At 65.5% G+C, this 18948-nt stretch carries 20 protein-coding genes; 2 read left to right on the plus strand and 18 right to left on the minus strand.

Features of this window, described 5'->3' with window-relative positions; translation table 11 throughout:
- From deoA to J4G32_RS06545, 9 genes are all read right to left on the minus strand, one after another.
- Positions 1 to 1323, minus strand: a complete 1323-nt coding sequence (deoA, locus tag J4G32_RS06505; RefSeq protein ID WP_210485286.1) for a thymidine phosphorylase — start codon at positions 1321 to 1323, stop codon at positions 1 to 3.
- Position 1324: 1 nt separating this feature from the next.
- Positions 1325 to 2086, minus strand: a complete 762-nt coding sequence (gene deoC / locus J4G32_RS06510; RefSeq protein WP_210485287.1) for a deoxyribose-phosphate aldolase — start codon at positions 2084 to 2086, stop codon at positions 1325 to 1327.
- Positions 2086 to 2901, minus strand: coding sequence for a purine-nucleoside phosphorylase (locus J4G32_RS06515; protein ID WP_210485288.1), 816 nt, complete (start codon positions 2899 to 2901; stop codon positions 2086 to 2088). Before J4G32_RS06515 ends, deoC begins: the two co-directional genes overlap by 1 nt.
- Positions 2898 to 3308 carry a cytidine deaminase gene (gene cdd, locus J4G32_RS06520; protein ID WP_210485289.1) on the minus strand — a complete coding sequence of 137 codons (411 nt, stop codon included), beginning with the start codon at positions 3306 to 3308 and terminating at the stop codon, positions 2898 to 2900. Before cdd ends, J4G32_RS06515 begins: the two co-directional genes overlap by 4 nt.
- Position 3309: 1 nt before the next feature.
- A complete protein-coding gene (locus J4G32_RS06525) occupies positions 3310 to 4215 on the minus strand; it encodes an ABC transporter permease (RefSeq protein WP_210485290.1) in 906 nt (301 codons plus the stop codon).
- 2 nt (positions 4216 to 4217) lie between these two features.
- Positions 4218 to 5321: an ABC transporter permease gene (locus tag J4G32_RS06530; protein WP_210485291.1), complete on the minus strand. Its 1104-nt coding sequence runs from the start codon at positions 5319 to 5321 to the stop codon at positions 4218 to 4220.
- A complete protein-coding gene (locus J4G32_RS06535; RefSeq protein ID WP_210485292.1) occupies positions 5318 to 5782 on the minus strand; it encodes a VOC family protein in 465 nt (154 codons plus the stop codon). Before J4G32_RS06535 ends, J4G32_RS06530 begins: the two co-directional genes overlap by 4 nt.
- A complete protein-coding gene (locus tag J4G32_RS06540) occupies positions 5782 to 7305 on the minus strand; it encodes an ABC transporter ATP-binding protein (RefSeq protein ID WP_210485293.1) in 1524 nt (507 codons plus the stop codon). Before J4G32_RS06540 ends, J4G32_RS06535 begins: the two co-directional genes overlap by 1 nt.
- 112 nt (positions 7306 to 7417) lie before the next feature.
- Positions 7418 to 8419, minus strand: coding sequence for a BMP family lipoprotein (locus J4G32_RS06545; RefSeq protein ID WP_210485294.1), 1002 nt, complete (start codon positions 8417 to 8419; stop codon positions 7418 to 7420).
- Between the two features lie 155 nt (positions 8420 to 8574).
- Here J4G32_RS06545 and J4G32_RS06550 point away from each other — a divergent pair, with 155 nt between their 5' ends.
- Positions 8575 to 9363, plus strand: a complete 789-nt coding sequence (locus J4G32_RS06550; protein ID WP_210485295.1) for a HesA/MoeB/ThiF family protein — start codon at positions 8575 to 8577, stop codon at positions 9361 to 9363.
- 25 nt (positions 9364 to 9388) lie between these two features.
- Here the strand turns inward: J4G32_RS06550 and pheT are convergent, their stop codons facing one another.
- From pheT to J4G32_RS06580, 6 genes are all read right to left on the minus strand, one after another.
- Positions 9389 to 11812 carry a phenylalanine--tRNA ligase subunit beta gene (gene pheT, locus J4G32_RS06555; protein ID WP_210485296.1) on the minus strand — a complete coding sequence of 808 codons (2424 nt, stop codon included), beginning with the start codon at positions 11810 to 11812 and terminating at the stop codon, positions 9389 to 9391.
- Positions 11813 to 11825: 13 nt separating this feature from the next.
- The gene (pheS, locus tag J4G32_RS06560) at positions 11826 to 12908 is read right to left on the minus strand and encodes a phenylalanine--tRNA ligase subunit alpha (protein ID WP_210485297.1); all 1083 of its coding nucleotides are present in this window, start codon (positions 12906 to 12908) and stop codon (positions 11826 to 11828) included.
- A gap of 179 nt (positions 12909 to 13087) precedes the next feature.
- Positions 13088 to 13459 carry a 50S ribosomal protein L20 gene (gene rplT, locus J4G32_RS06565; RefSeq protein WP_210485298.1) on the minus strand — a complete coding sequence of 124 codons (372 nt, stop codon included), beginning with the start codon at positions 13457 to 13459 and terminating at the stop codon, positions 13088 to 13090.
- A gap of 38 nt (positions 13460 to 13497) precedes the next feature.
- Positions 13498 to 13698 carry a 50S ribosomal protein L35 gene (gene rpmI, locus J4G32_RS06570; protein WP_150943755.1) on the minus strand — a complete coding sequence of 67 codons (201 nt, stop codon included), beginning with the start codon at positions 13696 to 13698 and terminating at the stop codon, positions 13498 to 13500.
- A 210-nt stretch (positions 13699 to 13908) separates the two neighbouring features.
- The gene (gene infC, locus J4G32_RS06575; RefSeq protein ID WP_246504783.1) at positions 13909 to 14430 is read right to left on the minus strand and encodes a translation initiation factor IF-3; all 522 of its coding nucleotides are present in this window, start codon (positions 14428 to 14430) and stop codon (positions 13909 to 13911) included.
- Between the two features lie 133 nt (positions 14431 to 14563).
- A complete protein-coding gene (locus J4G32_RS06580) occupies positions 14564 to 15808 on the minus strand; it encodes a glycosyltransferase family 4 protein (protein ID WP_343232595.1) in 1245 nt (414 codons plus the stop codon).
- A 67-nt stretch (positions 15809 to 15875) separates the two neighbouring features.
- Here J4G32_RS06580 and J4G32_RS06585 point away from each other — a divergent pair, with 67 nt between their 5' ends.
- A complete protein-coding gene (locus J4G32_RS06585) occupies positions 15876 to 16634 on the plus strand; it encodes an alpha/beta hydrolase (protein ID WP_210485301.1) in 759 nt (252 codons plus the stop codon).
- Between the two features lie 18 nt (positions 16635 to 16652).
- Here the strand turns inward: J4G32_RS06585 and J4G32_RS06590 are convergent, their stop codons facing one another.
- From J4G32_RS06590 to argH, 3 genes are all read right to left on the minus strand, one after another.
- Positions 16653 to 16919, minus strand: coding sequence for a BQ00720 family protein (locus J4G32_RS06590; protein WP_210485302.1), 267 nt, complete (start codon positions 16917 to 16919; stop codon positions 16653 to 16655).
- Positions 16920 to 16941: 22 nt separating this feature from the next.
- A complete protein-coding gene (locus tag J4G32_RS06595) occupies positions 16942 to 17376 on the minus strand; it encodes an Hsp20 family protein (protein ID WP_210485303.1) in 435 nt (144 codons plus the stop codon).
- Positions 17377 to 17508: 132 nt separating this feature from the next.
- Entirely contained in the window at positions 17509 to 18873 is a 1365-nt protein-coding gene (argH, locus tag J4G32_RS06600; protein WP_210485532.1) for an argininosuccinate lyase, read from the minus strand.
- Positions 18874 to 18948 lie beyond the last annotated feature (75 nt).

The raw sequence follows: 18948 nt of genomic DNA on the forward strand, positions 1-18948 counted from the left end.
TCAGGCTGACGGCGCGATCCGCTCCAGCACGATATCGTCCCGGCTCGCCGGCCCCTCGCCGATGGTGTAGGCGGCCAGAAGCGCCCTTGCGGCCGCATCCGCGTCGTCTTCGGTTTGCGCATGCACGAAACCCAGCGGCCGTTCCCCATCGACCTGCTCGCCGATCCCGGCCAGATCCGTCAGGCCGACCGCATGATCGATTGCATCCTCCGGGCGGGTCCGACCGCCGCCAAGGGCGATGACGGCCACGCCCGCATCCCGCGTGCCGATGGCCTGGACGGTCCCGGCGCGCTCCGGATGAACGGCCCGCACGATCGGTGCGCGCGACAGGTAGTGATGCGGCCGATCGAGAAGATCGTGCGGTCCCCCGAGAGCCGCGACCATACGTTGGAAGATATCGGCCGCCCGTCCGGATTCAATCGCCGTCTCGACGCTGGTCCGCGCTTCATCGCGGGTGGCGGCAAGCTTGCCCAGCACCAGCATTTCGGCGCCGAGTTCGACGGTCAGGCGATGGAAACGCTCATCGCGATGGCGGCCCGAGAGATAGTCGGCCGCATAGGCGACCTCGACGGCATTGCCGGCGTGCGAGGCGAGCGGCTCATCCATGTTGGTCAACAGCGCGCTCGTGGGAAGCCCCGCCGCGTTGGCCACCAGCACGAGGCTTTCGGCGAGCTTTCGCGCCTCCCCGGCGCTGCTCATGAACGCGCCAGAGCCGAATTTCACGTCCATCACCAGCCCGTCGAGGCCGGCCGCCAGCTTCTTCGACAGGATCGAGGCGGTGATGAGATCGATGGATTCCACCGTCCCGGTGACATCGCGAATGGCATAGAGGCGCTTGTCGGCGGGCGCGAGATCGGCGGTCTGGCCGATAATGGCGCAGCCGACTTCGCGCGTGACCCGGCGAAAGGTGTCGATATCCGGCTGCGAGATGTAGCCCGGAATGGCGTCGAGCTTGTCGAGGGTGCCGCCCGTATGACCAAGCCCGCGGCCTGAAATCATCGGCACGAAGCCGCCGCAGGCGGCGACCGCGGGCGCCAGCGCGAGGCTGACGGTGTCGCCGACGCCGCCGGTCGAGTGCTTGTCGAGGACTGGTCCCGGCAGGTCCCAGGTGAGAACGTCGCCCGAATGGACCATGGCGCGCGTCAGCGCGACGCGCTCGGGAACGCTCATATGGCGAAAGAAGATCGCCATGGCGAAGGCTGCCGCCTGCCCTTCCGACACGCGGCCTGTCGTGAGCCCTTCGATGAAGCTTTCGATCTGCTCGGCGCTCAATTCGCCGCCGTCGCGCTTCCAGCGAATGATCTCCTGCGGGAGCTGGGTCATGTCAGTAGGCTCCCGTCGCTGCCGTGCTGGCCTTGCCGTCGAGGATCGCCGTCAATGTGTCGTAGAGACCGCTCGCGCCGATGCGGAAGGTCTGGGGCGTGGCCCAGTTCGGGCCCATGATCCGGCCGGCCAGGTCCAGATAGATCTTTGCATCGTCAAGAGTCCGGATCCCGCCCGACGGCTTCAGTCCGACGGAACGGCCGGAGTCCCGGATCGCCCGCAACATGATCTCGGCGGCCTCGGGCGTGGCAGAGACAGCTGTCTTGCCGGTCGAGGTCTTGATGAAATCCGCTCCGGCGGCAATCGCCAGACGGCTCGCGGCCTCGATGAGCTTGGGATCGGCCAGCATGCCGGTCTCGAGAATGACCTTCAGCACCCTTTTCCGATCGACCTTTTCGCGCACCGCCTCCACCATCTCGCGCGCCGTCGACGCATTGCCGCGCTGGAGCGCCTTGTACGGCAGCACGAGGTCGATCTCGTCCGCGCCGTCGGCCAGCGCCTCGCCGACATCGTCGGACACGCGCGCGACGTCCTCACCGCCATCGGGGAAATTGACCACCGTGGCGATTCGCACCGGCGAGCCCATGAGCGCCGCCTTGGCCTGCCGGACGAATTGCGGCCACACGCAGACGGCCGCCACGGGACCGTGCGGGTCGCTTGCCTTCGCGCACAGGGCATCGATGGCGCTTGGCGTGCAGGTATCGGTGAGGTCGGTGAGATCGAGACTGCGCAGGGCGCGCTGGGCCAGGGCTGCGTCGGACATCAGGTAAGCTCCTCCACGAACGAATGGATCAGCCGCTTGAAGGTTTCCGACGCCATCGCGGCCGTATCCTTAGTTTCCTGGTGGGAGGGCGAGGCTCCCTCGATTCCAGCCGCGAGGTTGGTCACCAGTGAAACCGCCGCGATCCTGAGCCCGTAATAGCGCCCCAGGATCACTTCGGGAACCGTCGACATGCCGACGAGATCACCGCCCAGAATCCGAATCATCCGGATTTCCGCCGGTGTCTCGAAACTGGGGCCCGAGAGCCAGGCGTACACGCCTTCGGTGAGCCTGATATCGCATCGCTCGGCGGCAGACTGAAGGGCGGCGCGAAGAGCGACATCATAGGCGTCGGTCATCGGCACGAACCGCCCCTCCGTCTCGTCGCGGATCAGCGGATGGGCGCCGGACAGGTTGAGGTGGTCGCTGATCGAAACGAGACTTCCGGGTCGGATCTCCGGCCGGACCGAACCGGCGGCGTTGCTGAGGATCAGCACCGGGATTCCCAGGGCCTTTACCACGCCGACCGGCACGCGCATCGCGCCCGCGTCCCCGGTTTCGTAATAATGGGCGCGTCCCTGAAACAGCAGGACCCGCTTGCCCGCCAGCGTCCCGGCCACGAGACGTCCGGCATGGCCGGAGACACCGCCGCGCGGGAAATGCGGGATCTCCGCATAAGGGAGGCTGACCGCCTCGGTGAGATCGTCCACCAGCGGACCGAGCCCCGTGCCCAGCACGATGGCCGCGTCGAACGGGCCGGCAAGGCCGCGCCCGCGAATGAAGGCCGCGGCTTCCGCAATAGTCTCGTCGCTTGTCATCGTGTCGTGTCCGCCAGATTGTCGGGTCCGAAGGAATGGGGCAGCAATTCGTCGAGCGTGAAACTCCGCCTGATTCCCTCGGGTCCCGCAACGTGAATGGGGGTGCCGGCTGTGGCGAATTCGCGGATGCGCTGGCGGCACGCGCCGCATGGCGTCACCAGCGCCTCGCCGTCACCGATAACGACGATGGACGCGATGGGCCCGGCGCCGGCGGCGATCATAGCCGCGATCGCCCCAGCTTCCGCACAGGTGCCGACGGGATAGGCTGCATTCTCCACATTGCAGCCGATGAACACATCCCCGTCCGCCGTCGCCAGCGCAGCCCCGACCTTGAAGCGCGAATACGGCGCGTAGGCCTTGGCCTGAACGCGTCGCGCGGCATCGAACAGCACATCGAGGTCCGCCATGTCAGCGCTCCTTCACGTAAGGAATGCCCGCAGCCCGGGGCGGCGTCGCGCGCCCGATCACGCCGGCGAGCAGGATCACGGTCATCAGATAGGGCAGCGCCTGGATCGCCTGCACCGGAACCTCGCCGATCACCGGGAGCACGATGCCCTGGAGACGGATGGAGATGGCGTCGAGCAACCCGAACAGAAAGCACGCGCCGAGCGCCGGCCAGGCCCGCCATTTGGCGAAGATCAGGGCTGCCAGCGCGATGAAGCCCTTGCCGGCCGTCATGTTGGGCAGGAAGCCGGCTGATTGCGCAACGGCCAGATAGGTGCCGGCGAGTCCGCACAGGACGCCGCCGATGATCACCGCCGCATAGCGAAGACCCGACACCGAGATGCCGGCCGTGTCGACCGCCGCAGGGTTCTCGCCCACCGCCCGCAGCCGCAGGCCGAAGCGGGTTCGCGCGAGCACGAACCAAGTCACCGGCACCGCCAGCAGGGCGAGATAGACCAGCGCCGAGTGACCGAGAAAGACCTCGCCAAAGCGCTGCGGCCCTTCGAGCGGCGGGGTTCTCCCGCCCTGCCCGTACCAGGCATTGCCCACGATGGCCGTGAGGCCGGCCGCCAGCATGTTGATGGCGACGCCCGACACGATCTGGTTGCCGCGCTGGCTGATCGACGCAAATCCGTGCACGAGCGCGAAAGCGATCGCGGCGCCGATCCCGCCCAGCAGCCCGATCCAGGCGGAGTTGGACGCGTGCGCGGCGGCGGCGGCCGCAAACGCTGCGACCAGCATCTTTCCCTCGAGACCGATATCCACCACACCGGCGCGCTCTGACCAGAGGCCCGCAAGGCAGGCGGCGAGAAGCGGGATCGACAGGCGAAGGGCCGAATCGAGAATGGTCACCAGAGATGCCGGATCCATGCTCATGCCCTCGCGAGCGCGGGACGCGCCAGCACGCGCGCGACAAGACGCCGGAACAGCCCGTCGAGCGCACCTGCAAACAGGATGATGATGCCGCCGATCACGATCACCATGTCGCGGGTGATCGCCGGTTGCTCGAAGGCGAGCTCCGCCCCGCCCTGATAGAGAATGCCGAACAGGAGCGATGCGAGAACGATTCCGGCCGGATGCGCCCGGCCCATGAGCGCCACCGCAATGCCGACAAAGCCATAGCCGGCAGTGAATTCGAGCAGCAGGCGATGCTGGTAGCCCATCAGTTCGTTGACCGCCAGACCGCCGGCGAGCGCGCCGGAAATTACCATCGCGATGACGATGACGCGGGCTGGCGAGATGCCCGCATAGATGGCGGCCGTCGGGTTGGAGCCGACCACCCGGATCGCGTAGCCGAGCCGCGAGCGATAGATCAGAAGCCACACGGCAAAGCAGGCCGCAAAGGCCAGCACGATCGACAGGTTGAGCTGGGAGGGGGGGATCTGGATGCCCACGAGCGCCAGCACATCATGCATGAACGGGATATGCGATTGCGCCGGGAATTCGGGCGTCTCGGGGTTCATGGATTGGGGCTGCCGCAGGACATTCACCAGCAGATAAACGATCAGGACGCTGGCCAGCCAGTTGAACATGATCGTGGTGATGACGATGTGGCTGCCGCGCTTGGCCTGAAGGTAGCCCGGAACCGCCGCCCAGGCGGCCCCGAAGGCGGCTGCTCCCAGGATGCCCAGAGGCGCCAGCAGAAATCCCGGCAGGAATGTCAGGTTGTTGACCGTCAGCGCAATTCCCAGGCCTGCCAGCGTCGCCTGGCCCTCCCCGCCGATATTGAACAGGCCGGCATGATAGGCGACCGCAACGGCGAGGCCGACGAACATGAAATCGGTCATGTAGAACAGGGTGAATCCCAGGCCCTCGCCCGTTCCGAGACTGCCCTGCAGAAGCAGCCGCGTTGCCGTGAGCGGGTTCTCGCCGATCCCGAGCACCACGAGCCCGGCGACGAGAAAGGCCGCCACGACGGAGACGGCCGGAACGAGCACCGTGTCGGCCCAGCGCGGCAGGTCGATCGGGGCGCTCACCGCTCGTCGTCCGGGTGGTCTGCCTCTGTCCGGTGGGTGTCCGGCAGGAACAAGTGGCCGTCCGCGTCGAGCGGAAAGAACGGATTCCAGGCCACCTCCCAAAGGTGACCGTCCGGATCGGCGAAATAACCCGAATAGCCACCCCAGAACACGTCCTGCATGGCTTTGACCGGGTGGGCACCGGACGCGATGGCGCGATCGTAGACCGCATCCGCCTCAGCCTTCGAGCGCGCGTTATAGGCAATCGAGATCGCGGCAAAACCGGTCGGCCGGTCGTCCACATGCGCGTCCTTGGCAAGATCCGCCCGGCCGAACAGAGCCAGGGCCAGGCCGTTTGCCTGAAAGAAAACGACGCCCGGCTGGCTGGCCGAGGAGGCGGTCCAGCCCCAGGCCTCGTAGAAGGCGCGCGCCCGCTTGAGGTCTGTCACACCAAGGGTCAGGAGGGTTATGCGCGGTTGCATCAGGCAGCCTCCTCGTTGACGCCCGCCATGAGCAGGCCGAGATCCTGTTCGGTGGCGTCGGACGCGTTGCGCTCGCCGGTGATCCGGCCGCCGCACATGGTGAGAATGCGGTCGGACAAGTTCATGATTTCGTCCAGCTCGACCGACACGAGCAGGATGCCGACGCCCGAATCCCGCAAGGCAATGAGCCGGCGGTGGATGAACTCGATGGCGCCGATATCCACCCCGCGGGTCGGCTGACCGACGAGCAGTACCCGCGGGTTGCGCTCGATCTCGCGCGCCAGAACCATCTTCTGCTGATTGCCGCCGGAAAACTTGGAGGTCCGCAGCCGGGGCGCCTGCGGGCGGACGTCGTAATGCTCCATCTTGGCCGCGAGATCCTTGACCATCAGGCCGTGATCGAGAAGCGGGCCGCGACCCAGGCGCGGATCGTCGGTGAAGCCCAGAACAGCGCTCTCAAACGCCTCGAAGGATGGCACCAGGCCCATGCGCAGTCGGTCTTCCGGAACGTGAAGGAGGCCAAGCTGGCGCAGTCGGTGCGGGTTGTGCTCGGAAAAGCCGATCTCACGACCTTCCAGGCGGATCGATCCGAGCACCGGTTGACGCATGCCGGCGATGGCCTCGAGCAATTCGCTCTGTCCGTTGCCCGATACGCCCGCGATGCCGACGATCTCGCCGGCATGGACCTTCAGCGACACATTGGCGACCGCCAGCACCCCGCGGGAATCGACCACCGACAAACCGTCGATTTCGAGCAAAGCCGCGCCCGGCGGGCGGTCGGCCTTCTCGACCCGCAGCAGCACGCGCCGGCCGACCATGAGTTCGGCCAGTTCCGGCGGCGATGTCGCGGCAGTGTCGAGGCTCGCCACCATCTCGCCCCGGCGCATCACCGAGACGCGGTCGGTGACGGCCATGATTTCGCGCAGCTTGTGGGTGATGAGAATGACCGTCTTGCCCTGATGCTTCAGCGCGGTGAGCAGGCCGAACAGCGCGTCCGCTTCAGGCGGCGTGAGCACGGCCGTGGGCTCATCGAGAATGAGGATATCGGCGCCCCGATAAAGGGCTTTCAGAATCTCGACGCGCTGCTGCAGGCCGACCGAGAGGTCGCCCACGATCGCGTCCATGTCGATCTCGAGCCCGTAATCGGCCGACAGGCGGGCAAGCTCGGCACGGACCTTGGCTTCCCCCCGCCGGAGCAGAACGCCGCCTTCGGCCCCCAACATCACGTTCTCGACGACGGTAAGCGTCTCGACCAGCATGAAATGCTGATGGACCATGCCGATTCCGGCCTCGATGGCGTGAGCGGGCGAGCGGATGAGCGTCGGGCGTCCAGCCACCAGGATCTCGCCGGAATCGGCCTGGTAGAAACCATACAGAATCGACATCAGGGTCGATTTGCCGGCGCCGTTTTCGCCCACGATCCCGTGGATGCTGGCGCGGTCGACCGACAGGTTCACGTCGCGATTGGCGTGAACAGCGCCGAAGCGCTTGTTGATGGCGGTGAGTTGAATGGCGGGAGACATCAAGCCTCGAATGTTCTCCGGACAATGCGGTGCGCCACCCTTGCGGACAGCGCGGTCGTAACCCGTCGGAGAGACGCCGCCGCGAGAAAGCGGCGTCTCGCCAGAAGGGTGTTTACATCGGGCACTTCGAATCGGCCATGTAATCATGGACCGTGATGGCGCCGGACTTGATGCCGTCCGAGGCCTTGTCGACGGATGCCTTCATGTCGGGCGTGATCAGCGCCTTGTTGTTGTCGTCGAGCGCCCAGTCGACGCCGCCTTCCTTGAGGCCGAGCACCGATACGCCGGGCTTGAAGGTGTTCTTCTTGGCCTGGTCGAAGACGTTGTAGGTGGCGATGTCGACGCGCTTGACCATGGAGGTCAGCATCTTGCCGGGATGAAGGGCATTCTGGTTGGAATCGACACCGATGCCGAGCTTGCCGGCGTCAGCCGTCGCCCGCAGCACCCCGATCCCGGTTCCGCCCGCCGCGTGATAGATCACGTCGGCGCCGCGATCGATCTGGCTTTTCGCCAGTTCGCCGCCCTTGACCGGATCGGCCCAGGCCGCGCCCGTGGTGCCGGTCATGTTCTGAAACACCTCCGCGTCCTTCTTGGCGTATTTGACGCCCTGGACGTAGCCGCAGGCGAATTTGCGGATCAGCGGAATATCCATGCCGCCGACGAAGCCGACCTTGCCGCTCTTGGACGCCTGCGCGGCCAATAGGCCGACCAGGAAGGAGCCTTCATGCTCCTTGAACACGGTGGATTGCACGTTGGGCTTTTCGACCACGGCATCGATGATGGCGAATTTGGTCTTGGGGAACTCGTCCGCGACCTTCTTCAGCGCGGTTTCCTGGCTGAAGCCGACCGCCACGATGGGGCTGAAGCCGTCGCGGGCGAAGCGGCGAAGGGCCTGCTCCCGCTGCGCGTCGTTCTGCGGCTCGAAATCGCGGTAATCCGTGCCGGTTTCCTTCTTGTACTTCTCGGCGCCCATATGGACGCCTTCGTTGAAGGATTTGTCGAATTTGCCGCCTAGGTCATAGACGACCGCCGGCTTGAAGGCGTCCTGAGCAAAAGCTGCACCGGCGGAGAAGGCGAGGCCCGCGAGAGCGAGGCCGAAAGTGGTCACTTTCATCGGCAATGTTCCCTGTCTGAATCCGGGCTGTAACCCGGTTGCCTCCAGACGATGGCATGGGAAGGCCCACTGCGCCAAGCTCCCCGGCTCGTCCGCCCACGTTAATTCGCGGCCGTCCCGGTTGATACCCCGTCCGATGCGGATAAAGTCCCGGCATGTCCCTGACCCATGACGAGATCGACCGCTATTCCCGCCATATCGTCCTCAGCGATGTGGGAGGCCCGGGTCAGTTGAAGCTCAAGGCAGCGCGGGTTCTCGTGGTGGGCGCGGGCGGGCTGGGCGCGCCGGCGATCCAGTATCTGGCGGCCGCGGGCATCGGCACCCTCGGCATCGTCGACGACGATGTCGTGTCGCTGTCGAACCTGCAGCGGCAGGTCATCCACGGCACCCCGGATATCGGCCGCCGCAAAGTCGACAGCGCCGCCGACGCCGTCAGCCGGCTGAATCCCGGCGTTTCGGTCCTGCGCCATCCGGAGCGGCTGGGTGCCGCCAATGCCCGGCAGGTGGTGGGGGATTACGACGTGGTCGTCGACGGGTCGGACAACTTCGCCACCCGGTACCTCACCTCCGATGCCTGCTTTCACGCGGGAAAGCCGCTCGTCACGGGAGCGCTTGGGCAGTTCGACGGAACGCTGACGACGATCCGGGCGCATGAGCGCGCCGCGGACGGCAGCCCCAATCCCACCTATCGCTGTCTGTTTCCCGCACCGCCGCCGGAGGGCGCCGTCCCATCCTGTGCGGAAGCCGGAATCCTTGGGGCGCTGGCGGGTGTTCTGGGAAGCCTGATGGCCATGGAGGTCATGCGGGAGATCGTCGGCTTCGGCGATGGCCTCGTCGGCCGCCTTCTGATGATCGACGCCCGATCCATGCGGTTCGACACGATCCGCTACCGTTGGGACCCGGCCAACCCGCTGAATGGGACGCCTCATTCCAGCGCCGGATAAACCCGCGCCGGAATGAGGGTGTCCGTCAGGCCCGGAGCGTCGCGCCGGTCTTCTTGGCGACCTCGGCCACGATCTTGGACGAAATGGCCTCGATCTCGCCATCGGTCAACGTCTTCTCGACCGGCTGGATGGTGACCGCGACGGCCACGGATTTGTGGTCGGGCGCGATGCCGGTGCCCTCGTAGACGTCGAACACCTCGACGCCGACGATGAGTTGACGCTCCGCATTCTGCGCGGCCTTGAGGATGTCGCCGGCAGCGACCTCGCGAGCCACCACGAAGGCGAAATCGCGGGTGACAGGCTGGAAGTCCGAAAGGACCAGCTTCGGCTTCATCTTCGTCGGCTTGGCCTTTGGCGGCGGCAGGCTGTCGAGGGTCAGCTCGAACGCGACCAGCGGGCCTTTGAGATCCAGCGCCTTCAAAACGGCCGGGTGAACCTCACCGAACGCACCCACGATCATCTTGGGGCCGAATTGCAGCGTTCCGGAGCGTCCCGGATGGAACCAGGACGGTCCGCCCGCGACCACCTGAAGGCCGCCGGCGGGAATGCCAAGGGCTGTCAGGAGAGCCATCGCGTCAGCTTTCGCGTCGAAGACGTCAACAGCCACCGCCCCGCCATCCCAGTGGCGGCCGACGCCCTCGACCCGGGCGGTTCCGCGACGGAGGGACGCCGCCCTGATGGTTTGACCCTCGGGCTCGTCGGACGCGAAGCATTGGCCGACCTCGAACAGGGCCACGTCTCCGAAGCCGCGATCGGCATTGCGCTGCGCCGCCTTGAGAAGGCCCGGCAACAGGCTCGGCCGCATGTCCGACAGATCGGACGCGATCGGGTTGGCCAAAGCCAGGCGCGGATCTCCGCCGCCAAAGAGTTCAGCCTCCGCCTTGCCGATGAACGACCACGTCACCGCCTCCACCAGACCGCGCAGGGCGAGAGCCCGTTTGGCCAGGCGGGTGCGCTTTTGAATGAGCGTTAGAATGGGCTTGGCCACTGCCGCCTCGAGCCGCGGCAGCGGCATGGGGGCGATGCGGTCGAGACCGACAATGCGGATGACCTCCTCGACGAGATCCGCCTTGCCCTCGATATCGGGACGCCAGGACGGAGGCGTGACCGACACCGTGTCGCCGCCGCCCTCGACCGCAAAGCCGAGTTTCTGGAGGATGGCCTTCGACTCGGCGGGCTGGACCGGCAGACCCGACAGGCGGGGAACCTCCGACCACGGGAAGGCGATGACGCGCTCGGTTATCGGCGCGTGGCCCGTCACCACCGCCTGCATCGGCGTTCCGCCGCAGATCGCAATCGTCATCTGGGTGGCAAGGTCGAGTCCCGGCAGCGTATAGGCCGGGTCGACGCCGCGCTCGAAGCGGTAGCGCGCATCGGTGATGATGCCGAGCTTGCGGCCGGATTGCGCGATGTTCAGCGGATCCCACAGGGCAGATTCGATGAGCACGTCCGTCGTGGTCGCATCCACGCCCGAATGCTCGCCGCCCATGATGCCGGCGATCGATTCCACGCCGCGTTCATCGGCGATGACCACCGTTCCGGCGTCGAGCGTGTAGGTCCGTCCGTCGAGGGCCAGCACCTCTTCGCCGTCTTGGGCCTGCCGGATCGTCAGGCCGCCCGAAACCTTGGCGGCGTCGAAGACGTGGAGCGGGCGGCCGCGATCGAACGTCATGTAGTTGGTGATGTCGACGAGCGCGTTGATGGGGCGAAGCCCGATGGCCAGAAGCCGCCGCTGCATCCAATCGGGCGAAGACCCGTTGGTGACGCCGCGCACGAGGCGCAGGGCGAAGAGCGGGCAGAGTTTCTCGTCGCCGGGCGGCAGGTCGATCCGCACGGAGACGGGAGTCTCGCCTGTGGCCGCAAGGGCGGGCCGATCCTCAGTTTTGAGAGTTCCGAGGCCTGCCGCCGCCAGATCCCGCGCGATGCCATAGACCGAGGTGCAATCGGGACGGTTGGGCGTCAGGTTGATCTCGATGACCGGATCGTCGAGCCCCGCATAGGCCGCATAGGGCTTGCCCACCGGCGCATCGGCCGGCAGGTCGATGATGCCGTCGTGATCGTCCGAAATCTCGAGTTCGGCCGCCGAGCACAGCATGCCGCGGCTTTCGACGCCGCGGATGTTGCCGATTCCCAGCGTGATGTTCTTGCCCGGCATGTAGGTTCCCGGAGGCGCGAAGACGCTCTTCATGCCGGCCCGCGCATTCGGCGCACCACAGACCACCTGGATGGGCGCGCCCTCGCCCGTATCGACGACGCAGACGCGCAGGCGATCGGCATTGGGATGCTGCTCGGCCGAGACCACGAACGCGATGGTGTAGGGCGCAAACGCCTTGGCCTTGTCGGCGACGGATTCAACCTCGAGACCGATGCGCGTCAGGGTCTCGACGATCGTGTCGAGGGGCGCGTCGGTGTCGAGATGCTCCTTGAGCCAGGAGAGGGTGAATTTCATCGGATCTCTCCTGTCAGGACGTGAGGCCGCTCACGAGCGCCGGAATGTCGAGCGGCCGGAAGCCGTAATGGGTAAGCCAGCGGACATCGGCCTCGAAGAACGGGCGCAGGTCCGGCATGCCGTATTTGAGCATGGCGATGCGGTCGATACCCATGCCCCAGGCAAAGCCCTGGACCTTGTCCGGGTCGAGACCGCAATTGCGCAGCACGTTCGGGTGCACCATGCCGCAGCCGAGAATCTCGAGCCAATCCTCGCCCTCGCCAAAGCGGATCTCGCCGCCCTTGCGCGAGCACTGGATATCGACCTCGGCCGATGGCTCGGTGAACGGGAAGAACGACGGGCGAAAGCGCATCTTGACCTGATCGACCTCGAAGAACGCCTTGCAGAACTCCTCCAGCACCCACTTCATGTGGGCGATGTTGGCATGGCTGTCGATGACGAGGCCTTCGACCTGATGGAACATCGGCGTGTGCGTCTGGTCGGAATCGTGACGGTAGGTGCGGCCTGGAATGACGATCCGGATCGGCGGCGCCTTCGTGGTCATCGTGCGGATCTGGACCGGTGACGTATGGGTGCGCAGAACCTTGCGCTCGCCGTTGGCGTCGGGGGCCAGGAAGAACGTGTCGTGCATCTCGCGGGCGGGATGTCCCTCGGGGAAGTTCAGGGCCGTGAAGTTGAGGTAATCGGTCTCGATATCCGGCCCCTCGGCGACCGAGAAACCCATATCGGCGAAGATGGCCGTGATCTCCTCGATGACCTGGCTGATCGGGTGAATGCGGCCGCGGGTCTCGGGCGCCTCCCGGACCGGCAGACTGACATCGACCCGTTCGGCCTGAAGGCGCGCGTCGAGGGCGGCCGAGGCCAGCACATCCCGTCTGCCCGCAATCGCCGCCTGGACCGCATCGCGCAACCCATTGATGAGGGGGCCCCGCTCACGACGCTCGTCCGGTGTCATCGACCCCAGGGTCTTGAGCAGGTCGGAAACCGACCCCTTCTTGCCGAGCGCGGCGACGCGGACGGCCTCCAGGGCCGCCTCGTCGGAGGCCGCTTCGACCTGCGCGAGCAGATCACGTTCGAGGGAATGGAGATCGGTCATCGGTCCCTGCCAGAATTCAAGCGCTTGAGTGGTGCGCGGCGCGGGGACCGTCAAGCCTCCCGACCCGCAAAAGGGCATTCGACAGCGCGAATTGCGCAGTCGGTGCGGGTGGTCTCGGAGGCGAAAGGGAGAAAGGACGGCGCGACCGGGAAAACCGGTCGCGCCCGTGCCAGGTTGTCTTACGCGGCTTCCTGCTGCGGCAGGGCGGCCTTGGCGCGCTCCACATAGGCAGCGAAGGCTGCCGGCTCGTGGATGGCCATTTCGGACAGAACCTTGCGATCGACCTCGACCCCGGCCTTGCCGAGACCATCGATAAATCGCGAATAGGTCAGGCCCTGCTCACGGACCGCTGCGTTGAGACGCTGGATCCAGAGAGCGCGGAACGTGCGCTTCTTGTTCTTACGGTCGCGGTAAGCATATTGCATGCTCTTCTCGACCGCCTGCTTGGCGATGCGGATGGTATTCTTGCGGCGTCCGTAAAAGCCTTTGGCGGCCTTCAGAACTTTTTTATGCTTGGCGTGGCTGGTCACGCCCCGTTTGACACGGGCCATAGGGTAACTCCTTCAAAATCTGGGATGCGCAGACAGCTTCAGCCGTTCGGCAGGAAGTACTTCTTCACGTTGTAACCGTCGGTCTTGAACAGGACGTTGGTCCCGCGCAGATTACGGATCTGCTTGTTCGTCCGCTTGATCATCCCGTGCTGCTTGCCGGCCTGGCTGTAGACGACCTTGCCGGTGCCCGTGATCTTGAAGCGCTTTTTAGCGCCCGATTTGGTCTTCAGCTTGGGCATTTTGCTCTCCTTTGGACAAGGCCAGGAGGCGGAAGACCGCCCGATGACCTCTTGATGCTGCTATGAGCACAACAAACCGCCACGGCAGCCCTGATGAGCCGGGCGGTTCGATGAAGCGCGGCTTATGGCAGACGAGCCCGCCAAAAGCAATGGCCGCCGGTTTCCCGACGGCCAAGAATTCTCGTCTCGAAGAGTCTGTTGCCTGACGCCTCAGCGCGGCGCCATCACCATGACGACCTGACGGCCCTCGAAGTTCGGCTCCATCTCGACCTTGGCGATCTCGCTGACGTCGGATTTCACCCGATCCAGGACCTTGAGGCCGAGATCCTGGTGGGCCATCTCGCGGCCGCGGAAGCGCAGGGTCACCTTGACCTTGTTGCCCTCCTCGAAGAAGCCGCGCATGGCCTTCATCTTCACGTCGTAATCGTGATCGTCGATGCCGGGGCGGAGTTTCACTTCCTTGACCTCGACGGTCTTCTGCTTCTTGCGCGCTTCCGAGGCTTTTTTCTGCTCGAGGAAGCGGTACTTGCCGTAATCAAGGATCTTGCAAACGGGCGGGGTCGCGTTCGGCGAGATCTCCACAAGGTCCAGTCCGGCGTCCTCAGCAATGCGCATCGCATCGAAAAAGGGCATCACGCCACGATTCTGACCCGTATCATCGATCAACTGCACGTCGCGGACACCGCGAATATCTCTGTTAGCGCGCGGTCCGTCCTTCTGCGGCACCGGCATGGCTCTCATTGGTCTGCGAATGGCTCGTATCTCCTGTTGAGCGGCAGGCCGGAGATCGGGAAGCACAAAGGCTCCCGCCGAGTCTCGACCGGTTCCGCGAATGATCTGACATTTCGCTCAAATGCGGGCGAAGTCAACTCGTTCTGCGTGGGAAAGACCCATCCAGCAGCGCCGAATACACCTCCAAAGTGCTCGAAACCATCCGTTCGAGCGAGAAATGCTGTTCGACGTGCCGTCTCGCCCGCATGCCCAGCGCGTTGCGGGCACTCGCCCCCAGCGCCAGCGCGCCTCCGACTGCTTCCGCTAAGGCATCCGCGTCGCCAGCGGGAATGCGCCATCCGGTCCGCTCTTGGGGCGGCACCGCGGGCGGAGCCAGCACCGTCTCCGGCACGGCGCCGAGATCGGACACCACCACCGGCGTGCCCATGGCCTGCGCTTCCACGGCCGATCGCCCGAAGGCCTCCGGTTCAGTCGACGGGACCGTCACCACGGAGGCGGTGAGGAAGGCCGCCGGCATGTCGGTGCAATGGCCGACGCGACGAACGACGCCGTTGAGTTTACGCGCATCGATGAGTTGATCGAGTTCCTTGACGTAGGAATCCCGCCCCTGCGGATCGCCTGCCAGAATATAGGCCACATCCCTGACGCCCGCATCGCGCAGCTTGGCCGCGGCCTCCACGAGCACTTTCTGGCCTTTCCAGCCAGTCAGGCGCGCGGCCAGCAGCACAACCCGCTCGTGGGGCGCGACTTTCCAGGATCGGCGCAGATTTTCCACCCGCTCGGGGCTGACGGCGCCGGGCGTGAAGACGGAAAAATCGGTTCCCCGATGGATCACGCGGACGCGATCCGTCGCCTGTGGATAGAGAGAGCGGATCAACTCGGCCGTGTAATGGGAATTGGCGATGACAAGATCGCCTCGGGACATGACCGAGTTGTAGAGGACCTTGACCGAAGAGCGCCCGGCATAGCTGCCGTGATAGGTCGTCACGAACGGAAGGTTGAGCGAACGGGCAGCCCCGAGGGCGACCCAGGCCGGCGCCCGCGAGCGCGCATGGATCAGCGCCACGCGCTCCCGATAACAGATTTTCGCCAGACGCCGGACATTCACCAGCATGGAGAACGGGTTCTTGGTGGCAGCCGGGAACGGAACCCAGACCCCGCCTTTGGCCTGCAATTCGCCGACCAGCCGTCCGCCTTCGGTGGCCACCAGCGCCCGTGCGCCCGCATGGGCCAGGCCTTCGGCCACATCGACCGCCGTGCGCTCGGCGCCGCCGGCCTCGAGCTCGGGAATGATCTGAAGAATCGTCCTGCCGGCCAGCGGGTGAACGCTGGACGATGGAAACGAGGGCCCTCCTCCGGGTCGCGCTGGGAAACTCACCGATGTAAGAGCCTTGTTGAGACAGGTTGCTGGACGTTGCGGCAAAGCAGTTGAGGATGAGTTAACCATGCGGCAGAATTTGACGATCGGCCACGGCGCCGAAGCGCGCGTGATTGCTGCACTGGCGCGCGAGGGAAACGGGCCACCGGTCGTCTGGCTCGGCGGTTATAAGTCGGACATGCGGTCGACGAAAGCGGAAACCCTCGACGCCTGGGCCGCCCGGTCCGGTCGGGCTTTCATCCGCTTCGACTATTCGGGCCACGGCGAATCGGAAGGCGCGTTCGAGGACGGCACCATCTCGCGCTGGCTTGAGGAAGCTCTTGCGGTCATCAACGGCCTTGTCTCAGGCGCGCCCATCATTGTGGGCTCGTCGCTCGGCGGTTGGATCGCGCTGTTGGTCGCCCGGCGGCTTGCTGCAACCGGCGCCCGGCCGCCGGCCGGACTTGTGCTCATCGCACCCGCGGTCGATTTCACCCAACGCCTCGTGTGGGACCGCTTCACGGACGACATGAAGCGCCAGCTCAATGAAACGGGCTTCTACCTGCGCCATTCTGCCTATTCGGAAGCGCCCTACCCGATCACCAGGCGCCTTATCGAGGATGGGCGGACACACCTTCTGCTCGGCGGGCCAGTGCTGACGGGCTGTCCGATTCACATTCTGCAGGGAATGCAGGACCCGGACGTACCCTGGAGTCATGCGATGGAGCTCGTCGAGCACCTGCCCGGCGACAACGTCTCGCTCACACTCGTGAAGGATGGCGACCACCGCCTGTCGCGTCAGGAAGACCTCGACCGTATGATCCGGGCCGTCGAGGCGATTGCATGAGGGGTGAGGGGTGAGCCCCTAGTGGAGGCTCACCGTCTCGAGATCATGCGCCCAGGCGTTGGCGACCGCCGCATCACGGCTGTCGGTCAACAGGATGGGCTCGCCGCTGGCGGACAGCAGGGCGAAGAGATGCAGGCCGGGCTCGATCTTCGGAGCCTGGGGGAAGATCCGGGCAATGTCGTCCGACAGCATCGGACGGACATAGGCCATGGTCCCCTCGCCCAACGCTGCCAGCTCGGCGACATTGAACGGCGTTTCCGCATAGGTTTTCAAGGATATGTTCATCGACGTCTCCTTCGCGGCGTTCCTACGTCTGATCCGGCGAGGCGATGACGATCTTGCGGACGATCCGATCCGGCTCAGGCCGGACGAGATCGATCGACAGGAGGCCATTCGCCAGGTCCGCGCCCAGGACCTCCATGCCTTCGGCAAGGAGAAAGGCGCGCTGGAACTGACGGGCGGCAATGCCGCGATGCAGGAAGTGCCTCGTCTTGTCGTCGATCTGACGACCCCTGACCACGAGCTGGCTCTCTTCGAGAGTCACGTCAAGCTGTTCCCGGGTGAAACCGGCAACCGCAAGGGTGATCCTGAGACGCTCGGGATCGTTGGGCGTGCGCGCCACGCGCTCGATGTTGTAGGGGGGATACCCGTCTCCACCGGCTTTGGCGACACGGTCGAGCGCCTGCTCGATCTCGTCGAAACCCAGAAGAAATGGATGCCCGAAAGGCGAATGACGCGACATATTTCGAAGCCCAAGGTTAGAGGCACTTCGTTCGGTTTGAGCCCGCTTATGCGGCACTCAGGCGACCCTTTCGGGCGTTGATATCCATATGGCGGTCACATCGTAACCGTTCAAGGGCTGCCAGACACCCGCTCATACACGCCCGCGCCACCATGCGATCTGCTCGACCACATTGGCAGGCGAGGTCCCGCCGAAGCTCGTCCGGGAGCGGACCGAGTTCTCGACGCCGAGCACCTGATAGAGACTGTCGTCGATGCGCGCCTCGACCGCCTGCATGACCGCCAGCGGCAGGTCCTCGAGACTGCAGCCGCGCGATTCCGCCTCCGAGACGATCCGGCCGGTAATGTGATGGGCATCCCGGAACGGGATATCGAGACTGCGGACCAGCCAGTCGGCAAGGTCGGTGGCCGTCGAGAACCCGGCGCCGGCGACCGCTGCCATCCGCTCGGGGACGGGCTCCAGGTCCTGGATCATCCCGGTCATGGCCGCGAGCACGATCTCGATGGTGTCGGCCGCATCGAAGACCTGTTCCTTGTCCTCCTGCATGTCCTTGGAATAGGTCAGCGGGAGGCCCTTCATGACCGTCAGCAACGCCATCAGCGCCCCGATGACCCGGCCGGTCTTGCCGCGCACCAGCTCGGCCGCATCGGGGTTGCGCTTCTGCGGCATCATGCTCGACCCGGTGGTCCAACGATCCGGCAGGCGCACGAACCCGAACGGGGCCGACATCCAGATGATGATTTCCTCGGCCAGCCGCGACAGGTGCATGGCCGAAATCGCCGCCGCCGAAAGGAATTCCAGCAGGCTGTCGCGGTCCGACACCGAATCGAGCGAGTTGCGGGTCGGGCCGTCGAAACCCAGGGCCTTGGCGGTCTGGTGGCGATCGATGGGGAAGGATGTGCCGGCCAGCGCGCCTGCGCCCAGCGGGCACTCGTTGAGGCGCTTGCGGGAATCGCGGATGCGTCCCCGGTCGCGGGCGAACATTTCCACGTAGGCGAGGAGATGGTGCCCGAAGGTGACGGGCTGCGCGCTCTGCAGGTGGGTAAAGCCCGGCATGACGGTGGCCGCATGCGGCTCGGCCTTGGCCAGCAACGCCTTCATCAGCGCAGTGAGCTGCTCGTCGGTCCGGTCATGGGCGTCACGCACCCAGAGGCGGATGTCGACCGCCACCTGGTCGTTGCGGCTGCGCGCCGTGTGGAGGCGCGCCGCCGGGTCGCCCACCACCTCGCGGAGCCGGCTTTCGATGTTCATATGAATGTCTTCAAGGGCGGTCGAGAAGACGAAATCCCCGGATTCGATCTCGCCCAGGATCCGCTGCAGCCCGCCGTGGATGGCAGCCCGGTCGTCGTCGCTGATGATGCCCTGACGGGCCAGCATCGCGCTATGGGCGAGCGATCCCTGGATATCCTGCGCGGCGAGGCGCTTGTCGAAGCCGATCGAGGCGTTGATCGCCTCCATCAGCGCGCTGGGGGTCGACGAGAATCGACCGCCCCACATGGCGTTGGACGAGGGTTTGGGGGTTTGGTCTGACACTGCACTTCACCTGCTGACCGCGATACCACTGCCTTTGCC

Source organism: Microvirga antarctica, from assembly GCF_017921815.1.
In the GTDB taxonomy this organism is placed as follows: domain Bacteria; phylum Pseudomonadota; class Alphaproteobacteria; order Rhizobiales; family Beijerinckiaceae; genus Microvirga; species Microvirga antarctica.